Consider the following 21,045-nt stretch of genomic DNA (forward strand, 5'->3'; position numbering starts at 1 on the left):
GCGAGGAGTCTCATGAACCGGTTTCATCCGTCATTGTTGAAGTTTTGCGCGGCTGCCCTGATCGGCACCGGCTTGCTGGCCGGCCTGGCCCACGCGCAGCAGGCTGCGCCCGCGCACAGCGTGCCGTTCGTCGCCCAGACTGACCGGCTGATCGTCAAGTACAAGGACTCCGTCGCCAACGGCAAGGGACCGGCCCAGGCTGCGCCGATCAGCGTCGCGCGCCGCGCCATCCTGGACCGTGCGGGCCAGCAGTTCGGCTTGTCGATGAAGCTGTTGCACACGATCGGCACCGGCGCCCACGTGATGCAGCTGGAGCGCAAGCTGGCGCTCGAGGATGTCGCCAGGCTGGCGGCCGAGCTGGGGCAGCGTGACCCGAGCGTGGAGTACGCCGAGCCGGACCGCATCCTGACCGCGCAGTTCATCCCCAACGACCCGCAGTACACCAACCAGTGGGACCTGTATGAAGCCACCGCCGGCATGCGCTTGCCGGCAGCCTGGGACAAATCGACTGGCGCCGGCATCAACGTGGCCGTGATCGACACCGGCTACCGTCCGCATGCCGACCTGCAGGGCCAGATCCTGCCCGGCTACGACTTCATCACCAGCAGCACCATCGCCAACGACGGCACCGGCCGCGACAGCGATGCCAGCGACCCGGGCGACTGGACCGTGGCCGGCGAATGCGGCAGCGGCGTGCCGGCCCAGGACCAGAATTCGAGCTGGCACGGCACCCACGTGGCCGGCACCATCGCGGCGCTCACCAACAATGGCGTGGGCGTGGCGGGCGTGGCCTACGGCGCCAAGATCGTGCCTGCGCGCGTGCTCGGCAAATGCGGCGGCTACACCTCGGACATCGCCGACGCCATCATCTGGACCTCGGGCGGCGCCGTGGCCAACGTGCCGGCCAACGCCAACAAGGCGCGCGTGCTCAACCTGTCGCTGGGCGGCAGCGGCACCTGCGACAGCACCACGCAAAACGCGATCAACAGCGCGCGCTCGCGCGGCGCGGTGGTGGTGGTCGCGGCCGGCAACTCGAACACCAACGTCAGCAACGCGACCCCGGCCAACTGCCAGGGCGTGATCGCGGTGGCGGCGGTGGGACGCAGCGGCGGCAAGGCCTCGTATTCGAACTACGGCACGCTGGTGGACGTGGCGGCGCCGGGCGGCGACTCGGGCGCCGGCATCCTGTCCACGCTGAACTCGGGCACGCGCGCGCCGGCATCGGACAGCTACGCGTACTACATGGGCACCTCGATGGCCACGCCGCATGTGGCGGGCGTCGTGGCGCTGATGCTGTCCAAGAATCCAAGCCTGACCCCGGATGACGTGGAGGCCAAGCTCAAGTCGACCGCGCGCGCCTTCCCGGCCGCGTGTTCGGGCTGCGGCGCCGGTATCGTCGATGCAGCGGCCGCGGTGACGGCAGCCATCGGCTCGACCACCACCACGCCGACCCAGAACGAAGCCGAGCCGAACAACACGCTGGCGAGCGCGAATGCGGTGGCCACCAGCGGCACCACGGTGAACGGCACCATGGGTTCGACCACCGACGACGACTATTTCGTGGTGCAGCTCCCGGCCGGCAAGACGCTCAGTTCCACGCTCGCGATGGGGACCAGCACCGCCGACTACGACCTGTACCTGTACAACAGCGCGGGCACGCTGCTGGCAAGCAGCACCAACGGCGCAGGTTCGACCGACGCGATCGCGCGCGCCAATACGGGCACGACCACGGCAGCCTTCTACCTGCGCGTGCATTACTACGGCGGCGCCACCGGCTCCACCGGCAAGTACACGCTCAAGCTAAGCTGGTAAGCTCCGGCACGGCAAACGAAAACGCGGCCGCCTGGCCGCGTTTTTTATTGCGGCTGGCAGACGCTGGCTGGACGCGTGGGCAGGAAACCTGCCCACCCTACGCGACATGCATGCTGCGTGCCGCTGTAGCGTGGGCGGGTTTCCCGCCCAGGCGTTCAACCACGGCATGCCTGAACGCATCGGCCGATGCTGGACACGCACAAGCTTGTTCCGTAAGCTGGGCCAGATGGAACAGCTCATCATCCGCACGCTCGAACCACATGACTGGCCGGCCTGGCGCGCCATCCGGCTGCGCTCCCTCGCCGATTCGCCCGATGCCTTCGGCAGCACGCTGGCCGAAGAGCAGGCGCGTCCCGCCGAGACCTGGGCCGCGCGCCTGTCCGCGGCGGCCGCATCCGGAAACGACCGGCCGCTCGTGGCCGAGGCGGGCGGCGTCCCGGTCGGCCTGTTGTGGGCCAAGCGCGATGCCGCCGACGCTGCGGTGGTGAACCTGTTCCAGGTATGGGTTGCGCCCGAAAGCCGTGGCTGCGGCGTGGGCACGTCGCTGCTGCGCGAAGCGATCCGCTGGGCGCGCTCGACCGATGCGCGCGCCGTGCAGCTTGGTGTCGCACAAGGCGACACGCCGGCCATGCGGCTGTATGCGCGCGCAGGCTTCCGCCCAGTCGGTGCTCCCGAGCCGCTGCGTCCGGGCTCGGTGCTGCTGTCGCAGGCCATGCGGCTGGCCCTGGACGTGGGGGAACCCTAGCGCGGCGGCATGATGAACACTGCCTTTTCCTCGACCTCGATCGACTCGTCAACCGTATCGCGCACCTTGAATTCGATGCGCTGCGACTTGTCGGCATTGGGCGGCGCCGCCCACTGCACGCGCACCGGCACCGCCCGCGTGGTGGTCGACGGCACGGAGATCACAGGCTCGGAGGCGAGCGCCATGCCCGCGGGCCCTTCGACCGATACCGTGTAGGTGTGGTCCCGCTCATCCGTGTTCATCACTTGCAGGCGGTAGACGTTCTCCACGGCTTCGTTGTCCATGATGCGTGGCATTCCGCGGTCACGCAGCACATCCACCTTGAGCGGCTGGCGCAGGGCCAGCGACAGGCCGGCCGCCACCGCCACCGACAGCAGGATCGTGGTGTAGACCAGCACGCGCGGGCGCAGCACGCGGGACCAGACCTGCTTGCGCGCCCATCCCGCCGCCATCGCGTTCTGCGTGGTATAGCGCACCAGGCCCTTCGGGTAGCCCATCTTGGTCATCACGTCGTTGCACACGTCGATGCAGCCGGCGCAGCCGATACACTCGTACTGCAGGCCCTTGCGGATGTCGATGCCGGTCGGGCAGACCTGCACGCACAGGCCGCAGTCAATGCAGTCGCCCAGGCCGGCGGCCTTCGGGTCCACCTTCTTGCCGCGCGCACCGCGTGGCTCGCCGCGCTGCGCGTCGTAGGTGATGATGAGGGTGTCCTTGTCGAACATCGCGCTCTGGAAGCGCGCGTAGGGGCACATGTACTTGCATACCTGTTCGCGCATGTAGCCGGCGTTGCCCCAGGTGGCGAAGCTGTAGAACAGGACCCAGAACGTCTCCCATGGCCCCAGCGTCAGGCTCGCCACTTCGTGTGCCAGGGTGTGGATCGGCGTGAAGTAACCGACAAAGGTGAAGCCGGTCGCGAGCGCCATGGCGATCCAGGCGCCCTGCTTGGCCCCCTTGATGCCGAGCTTGCGCAGCCCCCAGGGCGACTGGTCCAGACGGATGCGGGCCGCGCGCTCGCCTTCGATCTTGCGCTCGACCCACATGAACATTTCGGTGTACACCGTCTGCGGGCAGGCATAGCCGCAGAACAGCCGGCCGCCGACGGCGGTGAACAGGAACAGGGACAGCGCGGACAACATCAGCAGGATCGCCAGGTAAATGAAATCCTGCGGCCACAGCACCACGCCAAAGATGTAGAACTTGCGGTGGACCAGATCGAACAGCACTGCCTGCCGGCCGTTCCATGTCAGCCACGGCGCACCGTAAAACAGGAGCTGGGTGAACCAGACCATCGCCCAACGCCAGCTGGCGAACCAGCCGGTGGAGGTGCGAGGGTAGATCTTCTGCTGCGAGGTGTACAGCTCCAGCTCGACGATCTTCGCTCCGGTGCTGGCGGCGTGGGCCTGCGGAGCAGCCTGCAGGCCAGACTTGTCTTGCACGTCCATGCCGTCCCTTCCGTTACTTATTCTTGGCGCTGGCGGGCGCGTTGCGGGAGCTGAAGATGCGCACGAAGTAAACGGCCATCGCGAGCATGAGCGCGAAGAAAGCGACGGTGAGCAAACCGAAGTCGGAACTGAAGAGCAGGTGCAGTGCTTGCATGATGATTCCCTTCCTTGGATGAAGTGGTGTCAGCGGCGGGAAAATACCCGCATCGCCATCAGGGAGTTGCAACAAGCGTGCCACCGCGGGCCCGGGTGGGGGAGCGGCCCAAGTTGTTGAAAAACCAGAAGTAGTGGTCGACCCGTCACTGCCACTACTGCCAGCGCTGCCGCCATGTGGCAGTGTGGCAGTTGGAGGAGCGACGCCAGCGGATACCGGCCGAGGCTTGCGCGAATGTCGGTTTCGGTGAATACTGTATAAATTTACAGTAAAGTTCCCCGCGCCGCCCTTGAACGCCCCGGTCCGCAAAATCATCCACTGCGATTGCGATTGCTTTTACGCGTCCGTCGAGATGCGCGACGATCCGTCGTTGCGCGGGCGTCCGCTCGCGGTGGGCGGGCGGCCGGACCAGCGCGGCGTCATCGCCACCTGCAATTACGAGGCGCGCGCTTTTGGCATCCATTCGGCCATGGCGACCGCCCAGGCCATGAAGCTGTGCCCGCACTTGCTGGTGCTGCCCCCAAGCATGGAAAAGTACCGCGTGGCGTCGCGCCAGATCATGGACATCTATCGCACCTACACCGACCTGGTGGAGCCGCTGTCGCTGGACGAAGCCTATCTCGACGTGACCGACTCCCCGCACTGCAAGGGCAGCGCAACCTTGATCGCGCAGGAGATCCGCCAGCGCATCTTCGAGACCGTCGGCATCACCGCGTCGGCGGGTGTGGCGCCCAACAAATTCGTGGCCAAGATCGCGAGCGACTGGAACAAGCCGGACGGCCTGTTCCTGGTGCGGCCCGACGAGGTGGACGCGTTTGTGGCGGCGCTGCCGGTCAAGAAGCTGTTCGGCGTTGGCAAGGTGACCGCGGCCAAGCTCAACAAACTCGGCGTGCAGACCTGCGCCGACCTGCGCGGCTGGACGGAGCAGGAGCTGCAGCACCACTTTGGCAGTTTTGGCCTGCGCCTGTTCGACCTGTGCCGCGGCATCGACCACCGCGAGGTGAGCAATGCGCGCGAGCGCAAGTCGATCAGCACCGAGGAGACCTACACGCCCGACGTGCCGGACCTGCCTGCCTGCCTGGCGCTGCTGCCGGACCTGTTCGAACAGCTGCTGGGCCGGATCAAGCGCGCCGGCGCCGAAAAGCAAATCGCCAAGCTGTTCGTGAAGATCAAGTTCGCCGACTTCCAGCAGACCACGGTGGAGTGCGTGGGCAGCGCGCCGCACATCCCCACCTACGCGCGCCTGATGGAGACCGGCTGGCAGCGCGCAAGCCGCCCCGTGCGCCTGCTCGGCGTGGGCGTGCGGCTTGGCGAAACCGACAAGGTCGAGCAGCTGCGGCTGTTTGACGATGAAACAAGCTTCAAAATTGGACTGTCCGGACTGTGAAATTGCGGCTCGGCAGCGTGTAGAATATCGTTCCTCTGAAAAACTGAGACACCGGAAATACAACTTATGTGGTTCAAGAATCTCCAGATTTACCGCCTGCCCGCGCCGTGGGCGTTTTCTCCTGAACAGTTGGAAGCGGCGCTGAAGCCACAAAGTTTTGTTCCCGCCAGCAGCAACGAGCTGCTGCGCCAGGGCTGGGATTCGCCGCGCGGCAACGGCAACCTGGTGCACGTGGTCAACAAGCAGATGCTGATGGTGCTCGGCACCGAGAAGAAACTGCTGCCGGGCTCGGTGATCAACCAGGTCGCCAAGGCCAAGGCCGCCGAGCTGGAAGAGCAGCAGGGCTTCCCGCCGGGCAAAAAGGCGATGAAGGAACTGAAAGAGCGCGTGGCCGACGAGCTGCTGCCGCGCGCCTTCTCGATCCGCAGCAACGTGTGGGTCTGGATCGACCCGGTCAACGGCTGGCTGGTGGTGGACGCCGCCAGCCCGAGCAAGGCGGACGACGTGATCAAGCTGCTGCTCAAGGCCGTGGACAAGATGCCGCTCGAATCGCTGCGCGTGCAGCGTTCGCCGGTGGCGGTGATGACCGGCTGGCTGGAGGCGGACGAGGCGCCGTACGGCTTCACCATCGACCAGGACACCGAACTGCGCGCCACCGGCGAGAGCAAGGCCGCGGTGCGCTACGTGAAGCACACGCTGGAGCCGGACGACATCCGCCGCCACATCGCGGCCGGCAAGCAGTGCACGCGCCTGGCGATGACCTGGAACGACCGCATCTCGTTCGTGCTGACCGAGTCGCTGGCGATCAAGGGCGTCAAGCCGCTGGACGTGATCAAGGAAGGCGAGGCCGTCACCTACAGCGACGACGAGCGTTTTGACAACGATATCGCGCTGATGACCGGCGAGCTGGCCAAGCTGCTGGCCGACGTGGTCGAGGCGCTGGGCGGCGAAGCCAAGGCGTAGGGTCTTCATTTGCGCCCACGCGGTGGTACGCGCTTTGTGACGGCCCGCGTGGGCTCGAGAGCCCACCCTACGACTGGATGGACGCACACGTAGGGTGGGCGGGTTTCCCGCCCACGCGTTCAGGGCGCGCTAGCAGGCCGCGGTCTTTCAAACGTTCGTTGAACGCGTGGGCAGGAAACCTGCCCACCCTACGCCAGTCAGCCGGTCACTTCGCCGCGGCCACTTCCTCAGTGGTCGCCGGCTCCTCGCCAACGCCGGCCATCCCTTCGCGCGCCTGATGCGGCGCCGGCTTGCCTTCCATCGGCGGCAGCGCCTTCGCTTTTTCCAGGTCGATGCCCGCCACCTCGGCCACGCGCCGGCCATAGTCCTCGTCGCAGTGCCACAGGTGCCATACCATGCGCAGCTGGATCGGCTCGGGGCACTGCTTCAGGTCGGCGCCGATGTTGGCAACAAGATCCTCCCGTTCCCAGTCCTCGAACGTGCGATAGCGCTCGCCCGCCTGCTTGTAGTCGTCCTGCGTGCGCGAGGTCTGGTAGCGCCCCAGCTGCCCCTCGACGTGCGGCCGGTACTCGTGCTCGGGCCTGTCCGCTTCCTTGTACCCGCCCATCAGGCTCGGTTCGTAGTTGATGTGCTTGTCCTCGCCTTGCTCGTCCACGTAGTAGGCCATCTGCCCGTCGCGCTGGTTGGTGTGCGCCCTGGCCGCGTCCTGCGGCTGGTTGATCGGCAACTGCAGGTAGTTGGCGCCCACGCGGTAGCGCTGCGTGTCCGAGTACGACAGCGTGCGCCCCTGCAGCATCTTGTCGTCCGAGAAGTCGATGCCGTCCACCAGCACGCCGGTGCCAAAGGCCGATTGCTCGGTCTCTGCGAACACGTTGTCGGGATTCTTGTTGAGCACCATGCGGCCCACCGGCAGTAGCGGGAACTGGTCTTCCGGCCAGCGCTTGGTGTCGTCGAGCGGGTCGAAGTCCAGCTCCGGATGCTCGCCGTCCGCCATCAGCTGCACGCAGAACTCCCACTCGGGATAGTTGCCGCCCTTGATCGCGTTGTACAGGTCGCGCGTGGCGTGGCTCGTGTCGTGCGCCTGGATCTGGGCCGCCTGCTGCGCGGTCAGGTTGCGCACGCCCTGTTTGGGCACCCAGTGGAACTTGACCAGGTGCGCCACACCCTGGTCGTTGACCAGCTTGTAGGTGTTCACGCCCGAGCCTTCCATCTCGCGGTAGTTGGCCGGGATGCCCCACGGGCTCTTGACCCAGGTGAGCATGTGCAGCGCTTCCGGCGTGTTGCTGATGAAGTCGTAGAAGCGCCAGGCTTCCTGCTGGTTGGTGACCGGGTCGGGCTTGAAGGCGTGGATCATGTCCGGGAACTTGATCGCGTCACGGATGAAGAAGATCTTCAGGTTGTTGCCGACCAGGTCCCAGTTGCCCTCCACAGTCTTGAGCTTGACCGCAAAGCCGCGCGGGTCGCGCGCCGTCTCCGGTGAATCCTTGCCGCCGATCACGGTGGAAAAGCGCACGAACACCGGCGTCTGCACGCCCGTCTGGTTGAGCACTTTGGCGCGCGTGTACTTGCTGGCAGGCTCATTGCCGATCTTGCCGTACGCTTCGAAATAGCCGTGCGCGCCGGTGCCGCGCGCGTGCACCACGCGCTCGGGCACGCGCTCGCGGTCGAAATGGGTGATCTTTTCGATGAACTGGTAGTTCTCGAGCGTGGCCGGGCCGCGCTCGCCCACCGAGCGCAGCGACTGGTTGTCGCGGACGGGATGACCCTGACGTGTCGTCAGCGTGGGGCGCTGGTCTGCCATCGTGACTCTCCTCTCTCTGGGGTGAGAGCGGAGTATAGAAAACCAGCGGAAAGGGCAGCGCCACGCTGCCCCGTCGCAATTACAGCGGCTCGAATACGCCGGCGGCGCGGTTCTTGGTCACGTTATTCCAGGTGAACACCTTGCCGTTCATCGCCACATACACGCCGGCCGGCAGGGTCTGGGCCACGCCCACCGCCACGCCCAGGTTGAACAGCGCGTCCGAGTTGGCGATCTCGTAGGGGATCATGGCGCCGGTCAGCACGATGGTCTTGTCCAGCGCGGCCGCGCCCAGCACCTGCGCGGTCTCGCGCATGGTGTCGGTGCCGTGCACGATCACGATCGCCTTTTCCGTTGCCGCCTGACACGAGGCCAGCACGCGCTGGCGGTCGGCGTCCTGCATGTCCAGCGAGTCGAGCAGCGGCAGCACTTCCAGTGCCACCGGAATCGTCATGCGCGTGCGGGCGATGACTTGCGGCAAGTGGCTGTCCGCGAAGCCCAGGCTGCCGTTCAGTTCGTTGTAGTGCTTGTCGAAAGTGCCGCCGGTGGCGATGAGGCGCAAAGTCATGATCGTTTATAAACTCGGTGAAAAAAAGGTGGCTAATGATAGCTGCAAACGACCTGTATCCACATGTGTCTGCGCTAGAATCCTCCCGGTCCGATGAGTAGACTCGTCGCTTTTTCCAGAACACCGACTTAACTTATGAAAGCCGTTGCCCCAGGAACCGTCATCTTCCACCGTCACCGAGGCTATGGCGTGATCGTGCACGTCAACCTGTTGACGGGCTGGATCTCGGCCCGCTTCGGCAACGAGTCGCGCACGCTCGACCTGAACCTGTCGAGCGACGAAGTCCAGCACGCCGACGGCGAACCGATCCTGTTCCGCCGCATGCCGCCCGACCGCATGCCGCACGCGCGCCTGATGGCCATGGTGCGCGAGCTGCACAAGGCCGGCTACCAAAAGCTGTATCTCTATTCGTGGCCCAAGCCGTCGGGCCTGCACTGGCGCTGGCACCTGTTCACGGGCAAGCGCGACTGGATGCAGCGGCCGTGGCGCGAGGGCTGGTACGGCTCGGGCGCTGAGTACAACAACAATCCGGTGATGGGTTGGGGCGATTCGCCCGGCGCCACCACCGACGAGTTGATCCACGCGCTGGCCAAGTTCGACCCGCAAGGGCTGGCGCAGGCGCTGGGCAAGGATGAAGACCACACCGCGTGGTTCGCCGACGTGTGCGACCTGCTGCTGCCCGGCTACATGTACAGCCTGGACATGCAGCGCGCCACCGCCGGCGGCCTGCGCGACATGCCGGCGGTGCCGGTGGTGCCCGTGCGCGCCGGCCTGCCGCACTACAGCGGCCCGTCGATCAGCTGGCCGCCGGGCTGGGCCGGGCTGTGGACGCGCACGCATGCGATGCCCACGCGCCGGATCAACCTCACGGGCGAGCCCGAGCTGCGCTAAAGCTTCCTCGCAGCCATTACCTCATGAACCGTCATCCCGGCGCAGGCCGGGATCCATAGACCGTGAACGCCGTCGAACTGCGTGCATAAGCCGCATGCCGTTCGCACTCAGCATGGATCCCGGCCTTCGCCGGGATGACGGTGTTCAGGGTAGGGATTTGGTGAGCGCTTCGGGATTGAGGATGTTCGTCGGGTTGCCGTTGGCGAAACTGACCACGTTCTCGAACGCCGCCCTGAAGTACAGCTCGTAGCTATCCTTCTCCACATACCCCAGGTGCGGCGTGGCCAGCACCGTCGGCATGCGCAGCAGCTCGGCGTCGGCCGGCAGCGGCTCGTCGGTGAACACGTCCAGCGCGGCCCAGCCGGGCCGGCCGTGGCGCAGCGCCGCTTCCAGCGCGCCAGGCGCCACCAGCTCGGCCCGGCTCGTGTTCACGAACAGCGCATCCGGCTTCATGCGCGCCAGATCGTCGGCGGTGACGATGCCGCGCGTTCCGTCGGCCAGCCGCAGGTGCAGCGTCAGCACGTCGGCCTGCTCGAAGAAGGCCTCGCGGCTGGCGGCGGCCTCGCAGCCGTCGGCCACCGCCGCGGCGCGACTCTTCTCGCCACCCCACACCAGCACGCGCATGCCGAACGCCTTGCCGTAGCCGGCCACTAGCTTGCCGATCTTTCCGTAACTCCAGATCGCCAGCGTGCGCCCCTTGAGCACCCGCCCCAGGCCGTTCAGTTGCGGGTTGATCGAGGCGGTCTGCCACAGCCCGTCTTTCAGGTTGTTTGCATAGGGCACGATCCGGCGGCTGGCCGCCATGACCAGCGCCCACGTCAGTTCGGCCGGCGCCACCGGCGAGCCCACGCCCTCGGCAATGGCGATGCCGCGCTCGGTGGCCGCAGCCACGTCCACATGCCCGCTCACCTTGCCGGTCTGGGAAATGAGCTTCAGGTTGGGCAGCTTGGCCAGCAGCGCGCGCGGGAAGGCGGTGCGCTCGCGGATCAGCACCAGCGCGTCGAACGGCGCCAGCCGGATCGCCAGCTGGCCCGCGCCGCGCGCCGAGCTGCTGAACACTTTGACCTCGTGGCCGTCCAACAGCCGAAAGCAGTCCAGGCTCCGGACTGCGTCCTGGTAGTCGTCAAGAATTGCAATTTTCATAGCTAATAGCTGAAATTAGGCAAGATTTCGTAAAAGACTAACACGCTCCGGTGAAAACCAAATAGCACACTACATTGCTCAACAATTATTCCTACATTTTTGTCGTGCTGAGCTTGAATCCGGACACATGGGGTGTACAATCGCCTGAAAAGTTAAAGCTTTGACACGGTTCACCCGCACGCCGGCCTTGAACAGATAAAAATACAACAAGGCCAATGATATGACCGCCGTACCCACCGAACCCATCCGCGTGAATGGATTCAATAGCGCCAGCGAGAAGCTCGCCTGGCGCGGCCCAAGGGGCACACGACGATCCTGACGTTCCGGGACAACACAAGAATTCTTAAATGGCATTGGAGGCACCTATGAACCAGCCCGTGATGGGCGGCGTCGCCGCACTCGACGTCCCCGATTACATCAAGCATCAAAAGCTCATCAACTGGGTGGCGGAAATCGCCGCTCTCACCAAACCCGACAGCATCTACTGGTGCGACGGCTCGACCGAGGAATATGACCGCCTGTGCGCGCAAATGGTCGAAGCCGGCACGATGAAGAAGCTGAACCCGGAAAAGCGCCCGAATTCTTACCTGGCCTGCTCCGACCCCAGCGACGTGGCGCGCGTGGAAGACCGCACCTTCATCTGCTCCGCCACCCGCGAGCAGGCCGGCCCCACCAACAACTGGATGGACCCGGCCGAAATGCGCCGCACCCTGCACGGCCTGTTCGACGGCTGCATGGCTGGCCGCACGCTGTACGTGATCCCGTTCTCGATGGGCCCGCTGGGCTCGCCGATCGCCCACATCGGCGTCGAGCTGTCCGACTCGCCCTACGTGGCGGTCAACATGAAGATCATGACCCGCATGGGCCGCGCCGTGTACGACGTGCTGGGCGAATCCGGCGAGTTCGTGCCCTGCGTGCACAGCGTCGGCATGCCGCTTGCGGCCGGCCAGCAAGACGTGAAATGGCCGTGCAACGCCACCAAGTACATCGTCCATTATCCGGAAACGCGCGAGATCTGGTCGTTCGGCTCCGGCTACGGCGGCAACGCACTGCTGGGCAAGAAGTGCTTCGCGCTGCGCATCGCCTCGAACATGGGCTACCAGGAAGCGCAGGAAGGCGGCACCGGCTGGCTGGCCGAGCACATGCTCATTCTGGGTGTGGAGTCGCCGCAGGGCGAGAAGAACTACGTCGCGGCCGCCTTCCCTTCGGCCTGCGGCAAGACCAACTTCGCCATGCTGATCCCGCCCTCGGGCTTCGAAGGCTGGAAGGTCACCACCATCGGTGACGACATTGCGTGGATCAAGCCGGGCGCCGATGGCCGCCTGTACGCGATCAACCCGGAAGCCGGCTACTTCGGCGTGGCCCCGGGCACCAACGAAAAGACCAACCGCAACTGCATGGAGTCGCTGCGCCGCGACGTCATCTTCACCAACGTGGCGCTGACCGACGACGGCGACGTGTGGTGGGAAGGCATGACCAAGACCCCGCCGGCGCACCTGATCGACTGGCAGGGCAAGGACTGGACCCCGGCGTCCGGCACCAAGGCCGCGCACCCGAACGCGCGCTTCACCGTGGCCGCGACCCAGAACCCGGTGATCGACCCGGCGTGGGACGACCCGGCCGGCGTGCCGATTTCGGCCTTCATCTTCGGCGGCCGCCGCTCGACCACGGTGCCGCTGGTGACCGAGGCGCGCGACTGGACCGAGGGCGTGTACATGGCCGCGACCATGGGCTCGGAAACCACCGCCGCCGCCGCCGGCCAGATGGGCGTGGTGCGGCGCGACCCGTACGCCATGCTGCCGTTCATCGGCTACAACATGAGCGAGTACTTCCAGCACTGGCTCGATCTCGGCCGCAAGGTGGCCGAGAAGAACCCGGCCGCGCTGCCGAAGATCTTCTGCGTGAACTGGTTCCGCACCGACGAGCAGGGCAACTTCGTGTGGCCGGGCTACGGTGACAACATGCGCGTGCTCAAGTGGATCCTGGACCGCACCAAGGGCGAAGCCGGCGGCGTCGAGCACATGTTCGGCACCACCCCGGCCTATGCCGACCTGACCTGGGACGGCGTGGTGTTCACCGAGGAGCAGTTCGTGCAGATCACCTCGATCGACAAGGACGCATGGCGCGAGGAGCTCAAGCTGCACACCGAGCTGTTCGAAAAGCTCTCCTACCGCCTGCCGCAGGAGCTGGTGGCGACCAAGGAAAAGCTCGAGAAGCACCTGAAGTAAGCTGATCGCGGCGTCAAGGCCGTGCACAAAGAGAGGGAAGAGCCAGCGGCTCTTCCTTTTTTTGTTAACCTTCCCACGTCGTCCCGACGCAAGTCGGGACTGGGATCTGGCTCAGTTCCACTCCATCAGGCAGGGCGGCACCAAGAGCGCCAGGGCCAGCACCAGGTAGATCAGCTGCAGCGGGATCATCCACCTGGCCCAGGTCAGCCACGGGATGCGTGCCAGTGCCAGCACGCCGACCGTAATGCCCGAGGTGGGAATCATCGGCGTGGACAGCTCGCCGAGCTGGAACGCAAGGATGGCGGTCTGGCGCGTCACGCCGACCAAGTCGGCCAACGGCGCCATGATCGGCATGGTCAGCGCCGCCTGACCGCTGCCGGAGTGGATGAAGAAGTTGATCACTGACTGGATCAGGAACATCTTCTGGGCCGCGAACACCGGATGAATGGACTGCACCAGCGGCATCAGCGCGTGCAGCATGGTGTCGATGATCTGCGCGTCGCGCGCGATGACCATGGTGCCGCGCGCCAGTGCAATCACCAGCGCGGTGGGCGCCAGGTCCTTCACGCCTTGCATGAAGGCGCCCACCCAACTGTCGGTCCCCAGGCGGGCGATCAGCCCCGCCATGATCGCCATCGCCAGGAACAGCGCGGCAATCTCTTCGATGAACCAGTTAAAGCGCACCACCCCCACCACCATCGCGCACAGCGTCAGCGCAAAGACTGACAGCACCGCCGCGTGGCGGCCGGTGATGCGGTCTTCGCCCACGGCCGGCGGCTGTTCCTTGCGCCGCGTCTGGTCCAGCACGAAAGTCGGGCTCGTCGCCGGATTGCTCTTGACCCGCGCCGCATACCACATCAAAAAGGCGATGGTGACCGCGGTGGCTACCGTCCACACCACCAGCCGGTACAGCGTGCCCGAGAACACCGGCACGCCGGCGATGCCCTGCGCGATTCCCACATTGAACGGGTTGAGGAAGGCCGCCGCGAACCCGACCTGCGAGCCGAGGAAGGGGATCGAGACCCCCACCACCGAGTCGTAGCCGAGCGCCAGCGCGAGCGGCACGAAGACCAGCACGAACGGGATCACTTCCTCGTTCATGCCGAAGGTGGCGCCGCCAAGCGAGAACATGGTGACGAACACCGGGATGATCGCCGCGCGCACAACCGGCGAATGCTCGTGCGCCCGCACGATCGAGCGGATCAGGGTGTCGATCGCCTCGGTACGCTGCAGCACCGCGAACGCGCCGCCAACGATCAGCACGAAGCCGATGATCAGCGCCGCCTCCACAAAACCTTTGATTGGCGCCTTCAGCAGCGCCACCAGCCCCTGCGGGTTGCTGGCCACGTAGTGGAACGAGGCGGGATCGACCAGCTGCTTGCCGCCCACCAGATGGGTGTCGTATTTGCCCCCGGGGACGAACCACGTCGCCAGCGCGATCAGCGCCAGGATTGCGAACAGCAGCACGAAGGTGTTGGGCAGTCGCAGGCGCATGGCTATTGGCTCAGCAGAGACCCGGAGCGGAAGGCGGCGGCGCCGGCGATTTTACAGATGTGCATGCCGCGCAGCAGGTGGCGGTGCGCGGTGCTGGCGAACAGCAGCCCGTCGTGGCCGGCGCGCACGGTGGCGGTAGCCCCGGTCACCGGGTTGACGACATCGGCCACCGCTTCGCCCGCGCTGACCCGCTCGCCCAACCGCTTGAGCAGCACCAGCAGCCCCGATTGCGGCGCGCGCAGCGGCTCCACGCCTTCCAGCGGGGTCGGCTCGCACAGGGCGTCCGGCAGCGGCAGCAGCGGGATGTCGAGCACGCCCTCGCGCGCCAGGAATTGCAGCAGCGCGGTCGCGTCCTGCTCGGCCAGGTCGTAGCGCACATCCATCTCGCCGCGCAGTTCGACCGTGATGGCGGCGCACGCGGGTGGAATCGGCGTGGCCGGCCCGAAGTGCGCGGCCAGGTCCCACCATAGCCGGCTGCAGGCTTCGTCGAACGGGTCGCCGCCGGAGGCGTCCGACAGCAGCAGGGCGCGCGCGCCCAGCAGCGCGGCCAGCGGCTTGACCCTGTCGGCCAGCGCGCTGCCGGCATACAGGTGCAGCACCGCCTCGTTATCGCAGTGCAGGTCGAGCACGATGTCGGCGTCGATCGCCATCCCCAGCAGGGTCTTCTTCAGCACCTCGGTATGGTCGGCCGGTTCCCAGTGCGCGATGGCTGCGCGTGCCTCGGCCCGGATCGCGGCCACGTTGGCCGCACTGTCGCTCCCAAGCCGGCCGGCCAGCGCCGTCTTCAGGCCATCGACGAGGTAGGGGAAGGAGCGGTTGAAATTAGTCCCGGTGGACAGGTCGAAGCGCCCGAACGGCGTGCCCTGCACCACCTGCGACAGGCCGACCGGATTGGCCGCCGGCACCAGGATAAGTTCGCCGCGCACGCGCCCCTGCGCGTCCAGCCGCTCCAGCTCGCGGCGCAGGAACTGGGCGACCAACATCGCCGGGATCTCGTCTGCATGCAGCGCAGCCTGGATATAGACCTTCTTGCCCGCGCCGGGACTGCCGTAGTGGAGCGAGGTGAGCTGGTAGGTGGCGACGCTCTGCTCGGTCGCGATCGGGTGCGTCTGGGTATGCATGCGCAAATCTCCTGGCTTCGTGGTCCGGCTACCCGGCCGATTATGTATGATTTTTTACACACCGTAAATCGCTGAAAAAAATCTTTCAAAATCTTGTTGAGTTTGCGCGTGGTCCTGGTTTAGAGTTGGCAATGTTTAGATATTTACATCACACATAAACAAGTAAAAAAACCGACATCCGGACCGCGCAATGCCCCATCCAGTCCCGCCCAGCGCCTCGCCCGACATCGGCTTTGCCGAGTCCTCGCTCGGCCAGTCCCTGCTGCATGTGCTGGCCGAAGGTTCGGCCTCCAACCGCGCAATCGCCGACTACGTCCTGCGCAACCAGGTGCGCGTCACCGCCCTCGGGATCGAGGAGCTGGCCGAAGCCTGCGAGGTGTCCACTGCCACCATCAGCCGGTTTGCGCGTGACCTCGGCTTCAAGAACTATGCAGCGATGCGCGGCGCGGTGGCCGAAACGCTGCAGTCGGTGCTGCAGCCGGTCGAAAAGCTGCGCAGCACCATCGCGCGGCGCGCGCAAGCCGCCTCGCCGGCGCTCGAAAGCCTGGGCTACGCCGAAGCGGCCCTTACCGCCACCAGCCGTTCGCTGGCCGGCGCCGACGTCGACCGCATCGCCGCCGCCCTGACCAAGGCGCGCACCGTGTACGTGCTCGGCTTCGGCCTGTCTTCGTTCATGGCCGGCACGCTCGCCATGCACCTGCAGCCGTTCTGCCAGCACGTGGTGGAAGTGGCCGCCAGCGGCGGCACCGAGGTGGCCGCCAGCCACCTGGCCACCATCGGCCGCAAGGATGTGCTGGTGGTGATCTCGCTGCCGCGCTACACGCTCGACGTGGTGCCGCTGACGCGCTTTGCGCGCGACGCCGGGGCCACCATCGTTTCGATCACCGATTCGCCCGCATCCCCGCTCGCCGAGCTGGGGCACCACGTGCTGTACGCGCACAGCACGCACCCGGTGCTGCCCAGCAGCTCCACGGCGGTGCTGGCCCTGATCGAGGCGCTGGTGGTGTCGCTGATGACCTCCAACAAAGCCAACGTCGCCAAGGCCGCCCGCCATACCGAGGCCATTGCCGCCTACCTCTACGGTGAACACCAGATTCGTTCCAGCAGCACGCATAAAAAAGAAGGCGTCCGCAGGCGCCGCACTGTGAAGCAGTCCTGAGTCACCACCAAGAGGGAGCAATGCATGAATAAGAACTATTCGAGAACCTTGCGGCCGACCGTCGTGGCATCGGCGGTCGTGGCCGCGCTGGGCCTGGTCGCGCAGCAGGCGCACGCGCAAGAGGAAGAACAGAAGATCGCGCGCGTGGAGATCACCGGCTCGTCGATCAAGCGCATCGACAGCGAGACCGCGTTGCCGGTCCAGCGGATCACGCGCGAGGACATCGAAAAGATGGGCGCGACCACCGCGGCCGAACTGGTGCGTAACATCAGCGCCAACACCGCGCCGCTGACGGACGGCCCCAGCATCTCGGACGGCACCTCGGGCCAGCGCGGCCTGAACGCGGCCAACATGCGCGGCATCGGCGCGTCCTCGACCTTGGTGCTGCTGAACGGCCGCCGCCTGGCCAACTTCGCCGCGCCAGGCGACAACGCCGGCGTGGACCTGAACAACATCCCGGCCGGCGCGATCCAGCGCGTCGAGGTGCTCAAGGATGGCGCGTCGGCGATCTATGGCACCGACGCGATCGGCGGCGTCATCAACTTCATCACCCGCAAGGACTACACCGGCGTTGACCTGGCCGCATCGGCCGCCGGCACCCAGCACGGCGGCGCCGGCAAGCGCACCGCCAGCATCAGCGCCGGCACAGGCGACCTGACGCGCGACCGCTTCAACGTATTCGGCGTGCTGGACGTGCAGCAGCTGGATGCGCTGCGTTCCGGCCAGCGCAGCTTCATCGCCGAGCGCCCGCTCGCCACCACCTTGCCGGCCCAGATGTCTAGCAATACCTACCCGGCCAACATCGACATGTCGACCGCGCAGCGCAAGGCGCTGATTGCCGCCGGCGTGCTGCCTGCCGGCGCCACCGCAAACCGGATCAACCCGAGTTCGCCCGACTGCAACCCGCCCGCCACGGTGTACGCCGCCAAGGGCCCGGGCGGGGCGCTGGGCTGCAGCTACGACTACATGGAAGACACCGAGATCTATCCGGACTCGCGCAAGGTCGGCTTCATCGGCCGCGCCACCTTCCAGCTGGACGCGGACAACCAGCTGTTCGCCGAGCTGGTGCAGTCGGAAGCGAAGACCCGCTACGTGCTCTCGCCCAACCCGACCCGGGTGCGCAACTTCCCGGTCAGCCTGCTGCCCGAGAAGTACCGCACGGTGCTGTCGGCGCCGGGGCTGCCGACCACCGTCAGCGGCCTGCGCTACCGGATGACCGAGGCCGGCAACCGCAGCAACGAAGTGACCAGCACCGGCCAGCGCCTGGTGCTGGGCGCCACCGGCGTGCTGTCCGGCTGGGACTACGACGCGGCCCTGTCGCGCGCCGAGAACCGCGCCACCGACAAGTACGTGAACGGCTACTTCCTGTTCGATAAATTCGATGCCGCAATCCGTTCCGGTGTCATCAATCCGTTCGGCCCCTCGTCGCAGGCCGGCAAGGACCTGTTCGCCGCGATCCGCGTCAACGACGAGGCGCGCAAGGCCAAGGGCGTGTCGACCTCGATCGACGGCAAGATGTCGCGCTCCTTGATGGCGCTGGAAGGCGGCGACCTGGCGCTCGCAATTGGCGGTGAGCTGCGCCGCGAGAGCCAGAAGTTCACCCCGTCGGAGCTGCTCAAGTCGAACAACCTCGGCGGCGACCGCGACAGCACGCTGCCGGTCGGCACCCTGCTCGACGTGGAGACCGCCGACGCCAGCCGCAACGTGCGCTCCGTGTTCACCGAGGTGAACGCGCCGTTCACCAAGGAGCTGGAGATGCAGTTCGCGCTGCGCTACGACAGCTACAGCGAAGTGGGCAGCACCACCAATCCCAAGCTTGGCCTGCGCTGGCAGCCGCACAAGGCGCTGCTGGTGCGCGCGTCGGCCGGCACGGGCTTTCGCGCGCCGTCGCTGTCGGACCTGAAGCGCCCGACCATCTACGGCACCGCGGCCGGCTTCCTGACCGACCCGCAGTGCGTCAAGCAGGAAGGCAGCATCGACCTGTGCACCGACCAATGGCCGGTCGAGCGCCGCTCGAACCCCAACCTCAAGCCCGAGAAGTCGCAGCAGTTCACGCTGGGCGCGGTGTTCGAGCTGGGCAAGCGCACCAACCTGTCGGTCGATTACTGGAACATCCAGAAGAAGGACGTGATCAGCACCCTGGGCGAGCAGGTCATCACCGAGAACCCGGCGGCCTACAACGGCAAGTACATCCAGCGCGACAGCGACGGCTTCATCTCCAACATCCTCCTGATGAAGGAGAACCAGGGCCGCCTGAAGACCTCTGGCATCGACCTGGGCGGCGAATGGCGCAGCGAGCGCGGCGCCTGGGGCCGATTCGGCGTGAACCTGTCGGGCACCTGGGTGCTGAAGTACGACCGCCAGTTCGGCCCGCAGGAGCCGTACCGCAGCAACCTGGGCGTGTTCCTGAACGACCAGGTGATCCAGAAGTGGCGCCACCGCGTCAACTTCGAGTGGGACAGCGGGCCGTTCAGCCTGACCCTGGCGAACCAGTACTCGAGCGGCTACACCGACCAGAACACCACTTACGACCCGTACACCGACCAGCTGTTGGCGCCCAACCGCGTGAAGGCGTACTCGTTGTGGGACCTGACCGGCAGCTGGGCGATCACCAGGCAGCTCAAGCTGCGCGCCGGCGTGCTCAATCTGGCGGATACCAATCCGCCGTTCTCGAACCAGGCCTACTTCTTCCTGGCCGGGTACGACCCGAGCTACACCGACCCGCGCGGCCGCAGCGGCTTCGTCAGCCTGAACTACTCGTTCAAGTAACAGGCGCTTGCAGGCGGGTCCGGTGCCGTTGCGTAGGGTGGGCGGCTGTGCCGCCCACGCGTCCAGCCAAAGCGTGGGCTACCACAGCACCCCTGGGATTTGAACGCGTGGGCGGCATAGCCGCCCACCCTACGATGCTTCGTACATTTCGGAGGCAGGATGTTGAAGAGACTATGCACGGCGCTGCTGCTGGCGCTGGCCTGCGCCGGCGCGCCGGCGGCCGACGCGCCGAAAGGATCGCTGGTCATCATCGGCGGCGGACTGCGCGCCGACAACGCTCAGGTGTGGCAGAAGATCGTCGAGCTGGCCGGCGGCCAGGGCGCGCTCATCGCCGTGTTCCCGTCCGCGGCGCAGCATCCCGAGCAGTCGGGAACCAGCGCTGCGGAGCGCCTGAACCGCTACGGCGCGCGTGCCTTCGTGGTGCCGGTGGCGCCGCAGCTGGCCGGCCTTGATGCACGCAAGGCGGCCGACGATCCGGCCCTAGCCCAGGCCGTGCGCGATGCCGGCGGGGCCTACTTCGTGGGCGGCGATCAGGCGCGCATCACCGCCGCGCTCAAGCGTGCCGACGGCAGCAACACGGCGGTGTTGGACGCGCTGTGGTCGATGTACCGGCGCGGCGGCGTCATCGCCGGCACCAGCGCGGGCGCGGCCATCATGAGCAGCACCATGTTCCTCGATCCGCCGCCGATCCTGCCGATGCTCAAGCAGGGCATGGTCAAGGATGGCAAGGACGTTGCGCCCGGCCTTGGTTTCATCGGCGACGATGTGTTCGTGGACCAGCACCTGCTGATCCGCGGGCGCTTTGCACGCATGCTGCCGGTGATGCTGGCCAAGCGCTACACGCTGGGCCTGGGAATCGACGAGAACACCGCGGCCGTGGTCGGCCCCACGCGTGAAGTGACCGTGCTCGGTTACCGCGGCGCCATCGTGCTCGACCTGGCGCAGGCCAGCACCGACCGCGCGCAGGCGCAATTCAATCTATCCAACGCCCGCATCAGCTACCTGGACAGCGGCGACCGCTTCAACCTGGCCAGCCGCAGCTTTACGCCGGGGCCGGACAAGGCGCGCGCCACGGGTGGCGTGCCCGAGCACCGCGGTCCGGTGTTCTTCCCCGACATCCTGGGCAACACGGCGGTGGTGAACCTGCTGGAGAAGCTGGCCGACAGCGACCAGCAGCAGGCCATCGGGCTGGCCTTCGACGGACCGCGTAGCGCGGCGCCGGAGCAGGGTTTCGAGTTCAGTTTCACGCGCAGGCAGGACGGCGAGTACGCGTCGCAGCGCGGCGAGGGCTGGTCGATATTCAACGTGAGGATGGACGTGCGGCCGGTGCGCATGAACCTGCCGCTGTACTCGACTGCGCCCTAAGGC

At 66.4% G+C, this 21,045-nt stretch carries 16 protein-coding genes; 9 read left to right on the plus strand and 7 right to left on the minus strand.

The features are described 5' to 3' along the window. Positions 1 to 12: 12 nt before the first annotated feature. Positions 13 to 1,812, plus strand: a complete 1,800-nt coding sequence (locus NX773_RS19045) for a S8 family peptidase (protein WP_258857867.1) — start codon at positions 13 to 15, stop codon at positions 1,810 to 1,812. Positions 1,813 to 2,017: 205 nt separating this feature from the next. After that, positions 2,018 to 2,557 (plus strand): GNAT family N-acetyltransferase, encoded by a 540-nt coding sequence (locus tag NX773_RS19050; protein ID WP_258857868.1) that lies wholly within the window; start codon positions 2,018 to 2,020, stop codon positions 2,555 to 2,557. Here NX773_RS19050 and ccoG read toward each other — a convergent pair. Further along, positions 2,554 to 4,002 (minus strand): cytochrome c oxidase accessory protein CcoG, encoded by a 1,449-nt coding sequence (ccoG, locus tag NX773_RS19055; RefSeq protein ID WP_258857869.1) that lies wholly within the window; start codon positions 4,000 to 4,002, stop codon positions 2,554 to 2,556. The genes NX773_RS19050 and ccoG overlap by 4 nt on opposite strands. 13 nt (positions 4,003 to 4,015) lie before the next feature. Beyond that, positions 4,016 to 4,156 (minus strand): DUF3149 domain-containing protein, encoded by a 141-nt coding sequence (locus NX773_RS19060; RefSeq protein ID WP_258857870.1) that lies wholly within the window; start codon positions 4,154 to 4,156, stop codon positions 4,016 to 4,018. A gap of 289 nt (positions 4,157 to 4,445) precedes the next feature. Here NX773_RS19060 and dinB point away from each other — a divergent pair, with 289 nt between their 5' ends. Further along, positions 4,446 to 5,543, plus strand: a complete 1,098-nt coding sequence (gene dinB / locus NX773_RS19065; protein ID WP_307728691.1) for a DNA polymerase IV — start codon at positions 4,446 to 4,448, stop codon at positions 5,541 to 5,543. 66 nt (positions 5,544 to 5,609) lie between these two features. Next, complete coding sequence (locus NX773_RS19070; protein ID WP_258824225.1) at positions 5,610 to 6,506, plus strand: recombination-associated protein RdgC; 897 nt, start codon at positions 5,610 to 5,612, stop codon at positions 6,504 to 6,506. Positions 6,507 to 6,711: 205 nt separating this feature from the next. Here NX773_RS19070 and NX773_RS19075 read toward each other — a convergent pair whose 3' ends face one another. Then, a complete protein-coding gene (locus NX773_RS19075; protein ID WP_258857871.1) occupies positions 6,712 to 8,307 on the minus strand; it encodes a catalase in 1,596 nt (531 codons plus the stop codon). 79 nt (positions 8,308 to 8,386) lie between these two features. Further along, complete coding sequence (locus NX773_RS19080; protein WP_258857872.1) at positions 8,387 to 8,872, minus strand: asparaginase domain-containing protein; 486 nt, start codon at positions 8,870 to 8,872, stop codon at positions 8,387 to 8,389. Between the two features lie 135 nt (positions 8,873 to 9,007). Between NX773_RS19080 and NX773_RS19085 the strand changes: the two genes are divergently transcribed. Next, complete coding sequence (locus NX773_RS19085; protein ID WP_258857873.1) at positions 9,008 to 9,763, plus strand: L-asparaginase; 756 nt, start codon at positions 9,008 to 9,010, stop codon at positions 9,761 to 9,763. A gap of 144 nt (positions 9,764 to 9,907) precedes the next feature. Here NX773_RS19085 and NX773_RS19090 read toward each other — a convergent pair whose 3' ends face one another. Continuing rightward, entirely contained in the window at positions 9,908 to 10,906 is a 999-nt protein-coding gene (locus tag NX773_RS19090; RefSeq protein ID WP_258857874.1) for a D-2-hydroxyacid dehydrogenase family protein, read from the minus strand. A 365-nt stretch (positions 10,907 to 11,271) separates the two neighbouring features. On the opposite strand from NX773_RS19090, the gene NX773_RS19095 reads away from it, so the two are divergent. Next, a complete protein-coding gene (locus NX773_RS19095) occupies positions 11,272 to 13,134 on the plus strand; it encodes a phosphoenolpyruvate carboxykinase (GTP) (RefSeq protein WP_258857875.1) in 1,863 nt (620 codons plus the stop codon). A 111-nt stretch (positions 13,135 to 13,245) separates the two neighbouring features. Here the strand turns inward: NX773_RS19095 and NX773_RS19100 are convergent, their stop codons facing one another. Together NX773_RS19100 and NX773_RS19105 are read right to left on the minus strand one after the other, a co-directional pair. After that, positions 13,246 to 14,628, minus strand: a complete 1,383-nt coding sequence (locus tag NX773_RS19100) for a YfcC family protein (RefSeq protein WP_258857876.1) — start codon at positions 14,626 to 14,628, stop codon at positions 13,246 to 13,248. A 2-nt stretch (positions 14,629 to 14,630) separates the two neighbouring features. Continuing rightward, positions 14,631 to 15,749 carry a succinylglutamate desuccinylase/aspartoacylase family protein gene (locus NX773_RS19105; RefSeq protein WP_258857877.1) on the minus strand — a complete coding sequence of 373 codons (1,119 nt, stop codon included), beginning with the start codon at positions 15,747 to 15,749 and terminating at the stop codon, positions 14,631 to 14,633. Positions 15,750 to 15,939: 190 nt separating this feature from the next. Between NX773_RS19105 and NX773_RS19110 the strand changes: the two genes are divergently transcribed. The 3 genes from NX773_RS19110 to NX773_RS19120 all read left to right on the plus strand — a co-directional run bounded on the left by NX773_RS19110 (position 15,940) and on the right by NX773_RS19120 (position 21,042). Further along, positions 15,940 to 16,908, plus strand: a complete 969-nt coding sequence (locus tag NX773_RS19110) for a MurR/RpiR family transcriptional regulator (protein WP_258857878.1) — start codon at positions 15,940 to 15,942, stop codon at positions 16,906 to 16,908. Positions 16,909 to 16,932: 24 nt separating this feature from the next. Beyond that, a complete protein-coding gene (locus NX773_RS19115; protein WP_258857879.1) occupies positions 16,933 to 19,677 on the plus strand; it encodes a TonB-dependent receptor in 2,745 nt (914 codons plus the stop codon). Between the two features lie 159 nt (positions 19,678 to 19,836). Further along, positions 19,837 to 21,042 carry a cyanophycinase gene (locus NX773_RS19120; RefSeq protein WP_258857880.1) on the plus strand — a complete coding sequence of 402 codons (1,206 nt, stop codon included), beginning with the start codon at positions 19,837 to 19,839 and terminating at the stop codon, positions 21,040 to 21,042. The last annotated feature ends 3 nt before the right edge of the window (positions 21,043 to 21,045 follow it).

It is taken from the genome of Massilia solisilvae (genome assembly GCF_024753215.1).
In the GTDB taxonomy this organism is placed as follows: Bacteria; Pseudomonadota; Gammaproteobacteria; order Burkholderiales; family Burkholderiaceae_D; genus Telluria; species Telluria solisilvae.